Source organism: Photobacterium sanguinicancri, assembly GCF_002265265.1.
GTDB classification, from domain to species: Bacteria; Pseudomonadota; Gammaproteobacteria; order Enterobacterales; family Vibrionaceae; genus Photobacterium; species Photobacterium sanguinicancri.
On record NZ_NOIF01000049.1, the window covers coordinates 15,863 to 27,746 of the forward strand.

9 protein-coding genes and 2 tRNA genes are annotated in these 11,884 nt (G+C 45.4%); all 11 read left to right on the forward strand.

Annotation, left to right across the window (positions count from 1 at the left end; translation table 11 throughout):
- The first annotated feature begins 5 nt into the window (after positions 1–5).
- The 11 genes from ASV53_RS09825 to luxS all read left to right on the forward strand — a co-directional run bounded on the left by ASV53_RS09825 (position 6) and on the right by luxS (position 11,738).
- Positions 6–82 (forward strand) — tRNA-Arg (locus ASV53_RS09825).
- A 51-nt stretch (positions 83–133) separates the two neighbouring features.
- Positions 134–210 (forward strand) — tRNA-Arg (locus ASV53_RS09830).
- A 725-nt stretch (positions 211–935) separates the two neighbouring features.
- A complete protein-coding gene (locus ASV53_RS09835; RefSeq protein WP_062688020.1) occupies positions 936–1,181 on the forward strand; it encodes an oxaloacetate decarboxylase subunit gamma in 246 nt (81 codons plus the stop codon).
- A 39-nt stretch (positions 1,182–1,220) separates the two neighbouring features.
- Positions 1,221–3,014 carry a sodium-extruding oxaloacetate decarboxylase subunit alpha gene (oadA, locus tag ASV53_RS09840; RefSeq protein ID WP_094956968.1) on the forward strand — a complete coding sequence of 598 codons (1,794 nt, stop codon included), beginning with the start codon at positions 1,221–1,223 and terminating at the stop codon, positions 3,012–3,014.
- Positions 3,015–3,024: 10 nt separating this feature from the next.
- On the forward strand, positions 3,025–4,158 hold the full coding sequence (locus ASV53_RS09845; protein ID WP_094956969.1) for a sodium ion-translocating decarboxylase subunit beta: 1,134 nt from the start codon (positions 3,025–3,027) through the stop codon (positions 4,156–4,158).
- A gap of 149 nt (positions 4,159–4,307) precedes the next feature.
- On the forward strand, positions 4,308–5,291 hold the full coding sequence (locus ASV53_RS09850; protein ID WP_239928767.1) for an NADP-dependent oxidoreductase: 984 nt from the start codon (positions 4,308–4,310) through the stop codon (positions 5,289–5,291).
- Positions 5,288–5,722 (forward strand): YqaA family protein, encoded by a 435-nt coding sequence (locus tag ASV53_RS09855; RefSeq protein ID WP_062688021.1) that lies wholly within the window; start codon positions 5,288–5,290, stop codon positions 5,720–5,722. Before ASV53_RS09850 ends, ASV53_RS09855 begins: the two co-directional genes overlap by 4 nt.
- Positions 5,723–5,733: 11 nt before the next feature.
- A complete protein-coding gene (locus ASV53_RS09860) occupies positions 5,734–8,610 on the forward strand; it encodes a M16 family metallopeptidase (protein ID WP_094956970.1) in 2,877 nt (958 codons plus the stop codon).
- A 151-nt stretch (positions 8,611–8,761) separates the two neighbouring features.
- Positions 8,762–10,330 (forward strand): glutamate--cysteine ligase, encoded by a 1,569-nt coding sequence (gene gshA, locus ASV53_RS09865; RefSeq protein ID WP_094956971.1) that lies wholly within the window; start codon positions 8,762–8,764, stop codon positions 10,328–10,330.
- A 175-nt stretch (positions 10,331–10,505) separates the two neighbouring features.
- The gene (locus ASV53_RS09870; RefSeq protein ID WP_062688023.1) at positions 10,506–11,117 is read left to right on the forward strand and encodes a transglycosylase SLT domain-containing protein; all 612 of its coding nucleotides are present in this window, start codon (positions 10,506–10,508) and stop codon (positions 11,115–11,117) included.
- 102 nt (positions 11,118–11,219) lie between these two features.
- A complete protein-coding gene (gene luxS, locus ASV53_RS09875) occupies positions 11,220–11,738 on the forward strand; it encodes an S-ribosylhomocysteine lyase (RefSeq protein WP_062688024.1) in 519 nt (172 codons plus the stop codon).
- Positions 11,739–11,884 lie beyond the last annotated feature (146 nt).

Below are 11,884 nucleotides of genomic sequence, written 5' to 3' on the forward strand. Positions count from 1 at the left end.
CTTATGCGCGCGTAGCTCAGCTGGATAGAGTACCTGGCTACGAACCAGGCGGTCGGAGGTTCGAATCCTCCCGCGCGCACCATTATTTATAAGCAGTGATAACCTCAATGTTATTGTTGTAGCAACAAACAGTGCGCGCGTAGCTCAGCTGGATAGAGTACCTGGCTACGAACCAGGCGGTCGGAGGTTCGAATCCTCCCGCGCGCACCATTATTTATAAGCTCAGCTTCGGCTGGGCTTTTTTTATGCCTGCCACTCTCTGCCACCACCTCTGCTTCTCATCGCGATTGTACAACCACACCTACAATGCCTTTATTACTTCATTGTTGCGTTTATTGCAGTGCGGCAATTTGTGCGCATGCTTGTTACGAGTGATAAATTGCGTGTTATCTCGCACTTTTATACATTCCTGCACTACGATAGTCACTTTTAACTAAATACGCAGAATCCATTAATTACCCTCTAATGATGATATTAGTATCAATGCGTTGCGGGTCATTTGCTCTATAGATGAAAAGCATATCAGAGTGATGAATTCTGATATTTATTGTGGTTGAAAGGGGGATCACCAGCTTTTTGGTTGGGCTTAGATGGATCGAGGGGGGAATGAAAACTGTGAGATAACGCTTTGATCTATGATCGCTATTGTCAGATCTTGGGGTCACAAGATTACCATTACGTTAACGTAAGCTTTTTGCGTTCTCTTTTCATATCCTCATGATCTATAAAGTTTTAATTTTACATTCGGCATTTACCCTATTCGCTGATAGTGATTTATATGGCAGAAATATGATTGTTTTTACGACTTATCGGCAACTGTGGGAAAATCAGAGTAATTGACGTGTTTTTATTGCTTCTTTGTTAATTAATTTGACTTGTTTTTGTTTGTCATGATAATGCTTAATCGCCAGTCACAATAATGAAAGGAAGCAATAATGACTGATTTAGGTAGTGTGCTAATGGAAGCTGCAACCATCATGATCACCGGAATGGTCGTGGTTTTTGTGTTTTTAAGCATTCTTATTTTTTTAGTGCAGCTTTTGGCAAAGATTGCCCCTGCCGATCCTGAAGTGGTGAATACACCTGCTCAGATGGCGGTAAAAAGCTCGGATACGGTTCAGCCTGAAATTGTTGCTGCGATTGCAGCCGCGGTGAATCAGTATCGTCAGCGCCAAGCATGATCTTTTTAGGACACGGTTTATTACAAGGAGTTTGCGAGCATGTCTAAACCTTTAGCGATTACAGACGTCGTATTACGCGACGCCCATCAATCTTTATTTGCCACGCGTCTTCGTTTAGAAGATATGTTACCGATTGCCGAACAGCTAGATAATGTTGGCTACTGGTCGTTAGAAACTTGGGGTGGTGCAACATTCGATGCTTGTATCCGTTACCTTGGAGAAGATCCGTGGGAGCGTTTGCGTGCGTTAAAGCAGGCAATGCCGAAAACCCCGATGCAAATGCTACTGCGTGGTCAGAATTTATTAGGCTACCGCCATTATGGTGATGACGTGGTTGAAAAGTTTGTTGAACGCGCTCACCACAACGGTATGGATGTGTTTCGTATCTTTGATGCGATGAATGATGTCCGTAACTTTGAAAAAGCCGTTAAAGCAACAGTGGACGTTGGGGCGCATGCCCAAGGGACCATTTCTTATACTACTAGCCCTGTTCACACGATAGATACGTGGCTTGATCTTGCTAAGCGCCTTGAAGATCTCGGTTGTCACTCATTATGTATTAAAGACATGTCTGGGCTTTTAAAGCCTTATGAAGCGTATGAGCTCATTTCCCGTATTAAAGCATCGTGTGATGTGCCTTTGGCATTGCACTGCCATGCAACAACTGGGCTTTCTACCGCGACAGCCGTTAAAGCGGTAGAAGCAGGGTTAGATATTTTAGATAGCTCTATTTCTTCAATGAGCCAAACATACGGCCACACGCCAACCGAAACGGTTATTGCGATGCTGGAAGGCACTGAGCGTGATACTAATTTGAACCTAGAGCAGCTAGAGCCGATTTCAGCTTACTTCCGTGAAGTCCGTAAAAAGTACGCCAAGTTCGAAGGTAGTTTGAAGGGAATTGATGCACGTATTCTATTGGCTCAAGTCCCCGGCGGTATGCTGACTAACATGGAAAGTCAGCTTAAAGAGCAAGGTGCAGCTGATCGTTTCGATGAGGTATTAGCAGAGATCCCGCGTGTCCGTAAGGATCTTGGTTTTATTCCATTGGTTACACCAACCTCACAAATTGTTGGTACACAGGCGGTACTTAACGTACTAACTGGTGAGCGTTATAAGAGCATCACAAAAGAAACCGCAGGTATATTAAAAGGCGAATACGGAACAGCACCTGCACCAGTGAATGCGGAGCTACAGGCACAAGTGTTAGATGGTGCTAAACCGATCACCTGCCGTCCGGCAGATCTGATTGATGATGAGCTAGCAGCACTGACGACAGATCTTATAACGAAAGCGAAAGCTGAAAAGATCACCTTAGCTGATCAAGAAGTTGACGATGTACTGACCTACGCTTTGTTTCCACAAGTTGGCCTTAACTTCCTTAAAAATCGCAATAATCCTGCGGCCTTTGAACCTGCGCCGCAAGCTGAATCTACCGTGCCTGTTACTACTAATGAGCATGCGACAGCCCCTGTGGTCGCAACGGTAGGCATAGAAGCTTATAGCGTTAAAGTGAACGGTCAGGTTTATGATGTGGAAGTTGGCCCTAGTGGTGAACTGACGTCTGTGGTATCAGCAACAACCGCCACCAGAGCTCCCGCAGCGTCAGCGGCGAGTGAGGCTGAATCAATTGCTGCACCATTGGCTGGGAATATTTTCAAAATTAATGTCCAGCCGGGTCATCAAGTGTCAGAAGGTGATGTATTGGTAATACTGGAAGCAATGAAGATGGAAACCGAGGTGCGTGCTGCCCGTAGTGGGGTAATTCAAGCGTTGCATGTGAAAGAGGGTGACTCGGTATCGGTAGGCTCTCCGATTTTGAGCTTAGCGTAAGAGGTATACCATGGACGGTTTATTAAAACTCTGGTCGGAGACCGGGATCGCAAACTTTGAGCTTGGCCAAGTCTTTATGATGTTTATTGGTTTTGGCTTGTTGTTCTTGGCTATTCGTAAAGGCTTCGAACCTTTGTTGTTATTGCCGATTGGCTTTGGGGCGATTTTAGCCAATATACCTAACGCAGGTTTTACCGATGAAGGTGGATTGTTGTACTACATCTATCACGTCGGTATTGAAACGGGTATTTTCCCATTGCTTATTTTTATGGGCGTGGGGGCAATGACCGATTTTGGTGCTTTGATTGCTAATCCGAAAACCTTGTTACTAGGTGCCGCTGCTCAGTTTGGTATTTTCTTTACTTTATTTGGCGCCATCCTACTTAATCTTGTGCCTGGGATGGAGTTCAGTATGGCTGATGCTTCATCTATCGCGATTATTGGTGGAGCTGATGGTCCAACCGCAATTTTCCTTGCGAGTCGATTATCGCCTGATTTATTAGGCGCCATTGCTGTCGCTGCATATAGCTATATGGCCTTGGTACCTATTATTCAGCCACCGATCATGAAAGCGCTAACCACCCCAGAAGAGCGTCAAATCGAGATGCAACAGCTTCGTCATGTCAGCAAAGCGGAGAAGATCTTGTTTCCGCTCGCGGTTTTGATGATGACGGTTTTATTCTTACCTTCAGCAACACCTTTAGTCGGAATGTTCTGCTTGGGTAACTTGATGCGTGAGTCTGGTGTTGTAGATCGTTTATCTAACACGGTACAAAATGAACTGATCAATATCGTAACTATTATGTTGGGTCTCGGGGTTGGTTCAAAACTTGAAGCCGATATTTTTTTACAGCTTGAAACGCTTGGTATCCTATTACTGGGTGCGGTGGCGTTCAGTGTCGGCACGGGTGGTGGTGTATTAATGGCGAAGCTGCTTAACCGCTTTAGCAAAGAAGATATTAACCCACTCATCGGTGCGGCTGGCGTTTCTGCTGTGCCTATGGCTGCACGGGTCGTGAATAAGGTTGGGCTAGAGTCAAATCCTCAGAATTTCTTATTAATGCATGCGATGGGACCCAATGTTGCCGGTGTTTTAGGCTCTGCGGTGGCTGCGGGTATTTTATTAGCCTTAGTTAGCCCATAGCAGAACACGCTTAATTGCGTGATATCGATATATATTGAAACGGGTAGCAATAAGCTGCCCGTTTTTTTTGTGCGACGAGTTAGGTATAACTAGATCCATAAGAGTAGGATGAATGTTGTCTCAACTCATAGCCCTATAAGGAAAATACCATGGCTTTTTATCCAATGGCTTCGCTTCCCGCCTCGACTCAACAACTCGCTATCACCGCGTTTGGTGAAGCAAATACGCTACAGATACAAACGTCTGCGTTATCCGAGCCACAAGATAACCAAGTAATGGTTGCCGTGGATTTCTCTAGTGTGAACCCCATCGATGCTAAAACTCGAGCAGGGTTAGGGTGGGCTGCGGCCCAGAACAAAGAGAACCTACCTTGGGTTCCGGGTTATGACATCGCGGGCCATGTGGTTGCAATAGGCGATAATGTGACGCACCTTGTAGTGGGAGAGCGTGTCAGCGGGTTTATTGGTTTTCCTCTCCAAGCGGGGGCGTATAGTCAGTATGTCAATGTGGAGGCGGCAGATTTGAGTATCTTGCCAGATAACGTATCGTTGCAAGTTGCAGCGAGTCTACCGTTAGCGGGCCAAACTGCCTGGCAAGCGCTAGAAAAAGTGAAAGTTAAGGCCAGTGATCGGGTCTTAATCTTGGCTGGAGCTGGTGGGGTTGGCCATATCGCGGTGCAGCTCGCGGTTGCTTTGCAAGCGACAGTCTTTGCGACAGGCTCGGCAGATAACAAGGCGTTTATTGAGCAGCTAGGCGCTACGGCGATTGACTATCGTTGTGGTGAGATAGCAAACCAAATTGAACCTGTTGATATTTTGATTGATTTAATGGGTGGCGATGTTGGCATGGCTGCGTTAATGAGTGTGAAGTCGGGTGGGCGAGTGGTGACGATCCCAACGATGACTGCTGAACAAGTGTGTCAGCAAGCCCAATCGCTAGGTTTAGAGGCTACAGGCATGTTGGTTAGCCCAACGGTTGAACAAAACAACACTATGCTTGAAATGGTTGCTAAAGGTCAGCTGAATGTTGAGGTAGCGGCGATCTACCCTTTGGCCGACGGAGATAAAGCGCATCAGCAGATAGAGTCAGGACGCACTCGCGGCAAAATTTTATTGGCTGTAAATAACGCATGATCTCAACATTAGTCAACGGTGATTCGGCATTATGGGTTTTATTTTCGACTGGATTTTTAAGCGCAACGCTATTACCTGGAGGCTCTGAAGCTAACTTAGTGGCGACGCTGAAGCTGGGTGACAATGCTGTATGGCTGGTGGTGGCTGTGGCCACATTGGGTAATACACTCGGTGGCATGACCAATTATTGGCTTGGCCGTTTGCTTCCAGATAAAACTTCTGATGAAAAACAGGGTCATAGAGCTTTATTGTGGTTAAAAAAATATGGTTACTGGTCGTTGTTTTTTAGTTGGCTGCCGATCATTGGTGATCCCCTTTGCCTCGCGGCTGGTTGGTTACGTATGAATCACTGGCTCAGCTTTCTCATTATTATGATCGGTAAAGCTTTACGTTACACCGTGTTAGCCATGATTGTGGTTGGCTTTTTATAAGGATGTCTTTTGTGCAAAAGTGGTTATTAAGTGCGGCGCTGCTGTCATTTGCCGGTTACCCCTCTCATGCAGCGTTCGCCGCTGCCTCTTCGTCTTCTGTGGCAGCCACAGCTGCACTGCCTGACGGTATCAGTTTAGTTGAGCAGGTTGGGGTTACTGACCCGAATGAACCTGTGATCCCTTACAATAAATATGTCCTCGATAACGGTTTAACCGTCGTATTGCACCAAGATACTTCCGATCCTTTGGTGCATGTTGATGTTACCTACCATGTAGGCTCGGCACGTGAAGAAGCGGATAAATCAGGTTTTGCCCACTTCTTTGAGCACATGATGTTCCAAGGCTCTGACAATGTCGGGGATCAGGAACATTTCCGCTTAATTACCGAAGCGGGTGGGTCGCTTAATGGCACTACCAACCGTGACCGCACTAATTACTTTGAAACCGTACCTGCTAACCAGTTAGAAAAAATGCTGTGGTTAGAGTCGGATCGCATGGGCTTTTTACTGGGTGCCGTGTCGCAACGTAAATTTGAAATTCAACGCGATACGGTGAAAAACGAACGTGCACAAAACTATGAAAACCGTCCATATGGCTTAATGTACGAACGTATTGGGGAAGCACTTTATCCTCGAGAGCATCCGTACTCATGGCAGACTATTGGTTACATCGAAGATTTAAACCGTGTTGATGTTAACGATTTAAAAGCGTTTTTCCTGCGTTGGTATGGCCCTAACAATGCCACATTAACGATTGGCGGTGATATCGATGTGGCGCAGACGCTAACGTGGATCAATAAATACTTTGGTTCGATTCCACGTGGACCTGAAGTTGAGAAAGCTGACAAGTGGCCGGTCAAAATTGATAGTGATCGCTTTATTACGCTGGAAGACAAAATTCAACAACCTATGCTGATGATGGCGTGGCCAACATCGTACAACGGTGCGAAAGATGAAGCCTCGCTTGATATGCTCGCGAAAGTGATCGGTGGCGGTAAAAACAGTCTGCTTTATCAAAACTTAGTGAAACCAGGCAAAGTAGTCGATGCCGGCGCATTCCATGATTGTGCCGAATTGGCGTGTACCATGTATGTCTATGCGATGGGCCAGAGTGGCGATAAAGGTAATCTAAAAGCCATTCGCCAAGAAGTGACATCAGTATTAAATGGACTTGAACAGCGTGGCGTCAGCGAAAAAGAGCTGAATGAATTAAAAGGCATGGTTGAAGCTAATGCCATTTTTGGCTTGCAAAGTGTCAGCGGAAAAGTGTCACAACTGGCGGCGTACGAAACCTTCTTTGGTGACCCTAACTACTTGCAGCAAGAGTTGGGTAACTTGCGCGCGGTGACCACCAAGAGTATGGAAGCCTCGTACATGCGTTACCTTAATGGCAACCCAAGCGTCACTTTGAGTGTGGTGCCTAAAGGTAAAACTGAACTACAGGCAGCCAAACCGAATTACACGCCAGCAGAGCGAGTACTACCTGAGCACAAAAAAATCACAGAAAAAGAATTGGTCCTACGGGAGCCTGTCGACACCTTCGATCGCAGTGTGATGCCACACCCCGCGAAACCTGTTGAAGCCAAATTACCGAATGTATACGACTTTACATTAGCAAATGGTATTAAGGTGCTGGGGGCGAAATATCAAGAAACACCAACGGTTGAAATTCAGCTGATTTTACCGGCAGGGCGTCGCTTCGAGCCGCAAGGCAAAGAAGGAATTTCAGCGTTAACGGCGGCGATGATGGGCGAGGCGACGACGCAATCGAGTGCTGAAACTTTATCGTCAAAGTTAGACGTATTAGGCAGTACCGTACATTTTAGTAGTGGCTTATACACCACAACAGTCTCGGTGACGGCACTGGCGAAAAACTTATCTGCGACTTTAGCCATTTTGCAAGAGAAGCTGTTTACGCCAGCCTTTAGTGAGCAAGACTTTACCCGTTTGAAAGCGCAAGCGATTGAAGGTGCGGTGTACGAGCACCAGCGTCCTAATTGGTTAGCTGCGCAAGCTACACGTGAAGTGCTGTTTAAAGACACGCCAATGAGTATTCCAAGTGAAGGCACTAAAGTTTCATTGGAAAGTTTAACCTTGGCTGACGTAACCGCTTTCTATCAAAACTACTATACGCCTAATGGCGCTGATGTAGTGATTGTAGGTGATGTGAAACAGCAGTCTTTGACCAAAGAACTTGATTTCTTAGCGAAATGGCAAGGAAAGCCAGAGCCGAAATTATCCAATTTCACACTGCCGACACTGGGTAAGCAAGCGATCTGGTTAGTCGATAAACCTGGCGCACCACAAACGGTGATTCGCTTGGTTCGTCAAGGCCTACCTTTTGATGCCACAGGCGAGCTTTATGAAACACAATTGGCGAACTTTAACTTAGCAGGTAACTTTAATAGCCGTATTAACCTAAATCTACGTGAAGACAAAGGCTATACCTACGGTGCGGGAGGCTATCAAAGTGGTGGTCGTGAAGTTGGGTTGTCGGTGTTTTATGCGCAAGTTCGTGCTGATGCAAGTTTACCTGCATTGAAAGAGTTCCTAGCCGAGCTTGATAAAATCAGCAAAGACGGCATTACAGATAAAGAGCTGGCATTCATGCGCTTAGCTGTTGGTCAAAAAGATGCATTAAGCTATGAGACGCCAGCTAAAAAAGCGCAGTTACTTGGCCAAATGCTGACGTATTCTCTATCTAAAGATTATGTCAGTGAGCGAAATAGCATCGCTGCTAGTATTGATAAGTCACGCTTAAATGCCTTGGCTGAAAAGTGGTTTACGCCGACGGATTACCAGATCATTGTGGTGGGGGATGCAAAGAGCCTGAAACCACAACTGGAAACCTTAGCGATACCAGTAAAAGAAATGACGCCGATGAAATAGGGCTTTAGTCATACAGGCTTTAGCATGACGAGATTAAGCCACGATTATTGCGGGACGGTAATATTGTTTCACCAGAATAATCGTGGCAATCGTCGATAATTATGATTACCCTAGTTTGTTATACATAAGATCAAAAATGAGAACAGCTTAGATGGATTTTTCACAACGGTTGCTGCAACTTGCCGCAAATCCAGACGCATTGACTCGCATTGACCGTGGCTTAGAACGCGAAGCATTGCGTATCACGCCACAAGGTAAGCTTTCTAGTGCGTATCACCCTGCGGGGTTAGGATCGGCGCTTACGAATAAGTGGGTGACAACTGATTACGCCGAGTCTTTGCTTGAGTTTATTACACCAGTATCGCGTGATATCGGTGATCTCTTGTCGCAGTTGAGTGATATTCATCAGTTTACTTACACTCAAATGGGTGATGAGAAGCTGTGGCCAATGTCGATGCCATGTTTTGTTGGTAGTGAAGACGATATTGTCTTAGCTCAATACGGTTCATCGAATACTGGCAAAATGAAAACACTGTATCGCCAAGGATTGAAAAATCGTTATGGCAGTATGATGCAAGTGATTTCAGGCGTGCACTTTAACTTCTCTTTCCCTGATGAATTTTGGGATCAGTTGTTTGGTGAACAGTCAGAAGAGCAACGCCAAGCATCAGTGTCAGATGCTTATTTCGGTTTGATCCGTAATTACTATCGCTTTGGCTGGCTTATTCCTTATTTATTTGGCGCATCACCAGCGTTATGTGGCTCATTCATTAAAGAGAATACGGATACTCAGCAACAGTTTAAGAAAACGGGCTGTGGTACGTATTTCTTACCAACCGCGACGGCATTGCGTTTGAGTGATTTGGGCTACACCAATAATGCGCAAAGTGTGCTGAAAATAGGCTTTAACGGTATTGAACAGTATGTTGATGGCTTACAAAAAGCGATCCGCACACCTTCTGCTGAATTTGCCGATATTGGTGTGAAAGTAGATGGGGAACACCGTCAACTGAACAGCAACGTATTGCAAATTGAAAATGAGCTGTACGCGCCAATCCGTCCTAAACGTGTCGCGCGTGACGGTGAAAAACCATCGGAAGCATTAAGCCGCGGTGGTGTTGAGTACATTGAAGTTCGTTCATTAGATGTAAACCCGTTTAGTCCGATTGGTATTACAGAGCAGCAAGTACGTTTCCTCGATTTATTCCTAACGTGGGCGGTATTAACGCCTTCAGCAGAAATGGATGATGCCGAGCTAGAGTGCTGGCGTGATAATTGGAACCGCGTGGTTGTTGATGGTCGTAATCCCGATCTTATGCTGAAGATTGGTTGTAACGGCGAACGCCTTTCTTTACCTGCATGGGGGCAACGTGTATTTGCGGAACTAGAAGAAGTCGCTATTGTGATGGATCAAGCCGCAGGTAATGACTGCTATCAACAAACTTGCCAACAGTTGCTTGAGTGGATTAATAACCCCGAGCTGACTTTATCAGCGCAGATGCTGAAGATGATTGAAGCGCAAGAAGGCATTGGTAATGTTGGTGCTGAATTGGCTCAGCAGCATGCTGATCAGCTAAAACAGCGTAGCTACGCTTTTTACTCGCAACAAGAATTTGAACAAGAAGTGAAAGTCTCGTTAGAAAAACAAAAGGCGATTGAAGAGAGTGATACTCAATCGTTAGATGCATTTTTAGCGGATTACTTTGCTGATTTGAAGTGATTGACGTATAGCGTTCGTCACATTCATCAACCTGTTGATGGATAAACGACAGGTGAAAAAATAGGCGGCTACCTTGCCGCCTAGAAAAAACAATTTCGCAGGGATGACGACAGTTTTACTGCCAGTCATTTATTCTGACTTTCATGAGTGCATTTAGTTCCCAATGAGTAAGAATATGTTTTCGGTAGTGCGCCTTTTATCGCTATTCAGCGTGTTTGCCCTATTGACGGGTTGTGCCACACCACCGCCAAAAGACCAATCTAATGTGTGTAATATTTTTCGTGAAAACCCGGATTGGTATGAAGATGCTATCGATATGCAGCAGGATTGGGGAACGCCTATTCATGTTGCGATGGCGTTCATTAAACAAGAAAGCAGCTTTCGCCATGATGCTCGCCCCCCGAAAGACTATATATTAGGCTTTATTCCATGGGGCCGAGTTAGCAGTGCATATGGTTATGCACAGGCACAAGATCCTGCTTGGTCTGATTACCAAAAAGCGACTCGCAATGGTGGCTCTCGTACCGATTTTGGTGATGCGCTACAGTTTGTTGGTTGGTATACCAGTGAAACTAACCGGCAATTAGGAGTCTCGAAATGGGATGCCTATAATCAATATTTGGCTTATCACGAAGGACGTGGTGGCTATAAGCGTGGTAGCTATAAAGGAAAACCCACCCTTATTAAAATCTCGCGTAAGGTAGAGCAACAAGCCAAAAACTATGGCTGGCAGCTTAAACAATGTAAAGCAGAATTAGAGGATAACCGTAGCTGGTGGTCGTTCTAATAATTGCGTGTTAATAGAATTGGATTCACCACGGCATCAATGTTTGTCGTGGCAAGTTGAGTGCCTGATGAGGGTACAGACGAGGCAAAGGAGAAGGAAGTAATGCCATTATTAGACAGTTTTACCGTTGATCATACTCGCATGCATGCCCCTGCGGTACGTATAGCGAAAACAATGACAACTCCGAAAGGCGATACCATTACAGTGTTTGATCTACGTTTTTGTCGTCCAAATGCTGAAATTTTAACTGAGCGTGGCATTCATACATTGGAACACTTGTTTGCCGGCTTTATGCGTAATCATTTAAATTCAGATACAGTTGAAATCATAGATATTTCCCCTATGGGCTGCCGTACAGGGTTTTACATGAGCTTGATTGGTACACCAACAGAAGCTGAGGTTGGCGCAAGCTGGACGGCGGCGATGGAAGATGTGCTAAAAGTAGAGTCGCAAGATAAGATCCCTGAGCTAAATGAGTATCAATGTGGTACTTACAGCATGCACTCGCTAGATGAAGCAAAGCAGATTGCGACAAGTATCGTGGAGCAGGGTGTTAATGTGAACAAGAACGATGATTTAGCGTTACCGCAAGGCTTACTGAATGAGCTAAGCGTGAAGTAATGCGATAAGCTTTCGTGAGTAAAGTGCACCTAATATTGTTAGTTGCATCCAATAAAAAGCCGACGTGATTGAAATGACCCCCAATAGTTGGACAACCAATTATTGGGGGTCTTTTTTATGTCCAAATATAGTCGTGAATTAAAGCT